Source organism: Acidovorax cavernicola (assembly GCF_003581445.1).
On the sequence record NZ_QXMN01000307.1, the window covers coordinates 1 to 692 of the forward strand.

At 62.0% G+C, this 692-nt stretch carries 2 protein-coding genes; both read right to left on the bottom strand.

Features of this window, described 5'->3' with window-relative positions; translation table 11 throughout:
* Positions 1-233 precede the first annotated feature (233 nt).
* Positions 234-548, bottom strand: a complete 315-nt coding sequence (rpsJ, locus tag D3H34_RS33340; RefSeq protein WP_007838118.1) for a 30S ribosomal protein S10 — start codon at positions 546-548, stop codon at positions 234-236.
* Between the two features lie 21 nt (positions 549-569).
* A partial coding sequence (locus D3H34_RS33345; RefSeq protein WP_455342413.1) for an EF-Tu C-terminal domain-related protein occupies positions 570-692 on the bottom strand: 123 nt, incomplete at its 5' end.

The window sequence follows — 692 nt, forward strand, 5'->3', positions numbered from 1 at the left end:
CCCCCGCCTCCTCCACCGCAACCCGCCAGCAATGTTGCGGCGACGCATGCCGCACCGAATGCAAAAGAGAACTTCTGGCTCATCACGTGTGCTGCCCTCGTTTCAGCCCCGGCGCACTGCGTCCCGCAGGCCGGTGCGCGAGGATGCCACGTTGAGAAACAAACGTGAAGCACAAAAAAGCCCGCCTGCATTTCTGCAGGCGGGCTGTGCTCGGAATGCGACGCGAGGTCGAATTACTGCAGCTTGATCTCGACGTCGACGCCGGCCGGCAGGTCGAGCTTCATCAGCGCGTCCACGGTCTTGTCGGTGGGATCAACGATGTCCATCAGGCGCTGGTGCGTGCGGATTTCCAGCTGGTCGCGCGACGTCTTGTTGACGTGCGGCGAACGCAGGATGTCGAAACGCTTCATGCGGGTCGGCAGGGGCACGGGGCCCTTGACGATCGCGCCGGTGCGCTTGGCGGTGTCCACGATTTCAGCGGCCGACTGGTCGATCAGCTTGTAGTCGAATGCCTTCAGGCGGATGCGGATCTTTTGCTTGGTAGCCATGGTGATTCCTTTGCGTCCGGCTTAGATGTCGAGGATCTTTGCCACGACGCCCGAACCCACGGTACGGCCGCCTTCACGGATGGCGAAGCGCAGGCCTTCTTCCATCGCGATCGGGTTGATCAGCTTCACGGTGATGCTGACGTT

What these genes read in the sequence shown, in the direction of transcription:
- rpsJ (WP_007838118.1), bottom strand. Translation starts at nt 548, where the DNA reads ATGGCTACCAAGCAAAAGATCCGCATCCGCCTGAAGGCATTCGACTAC.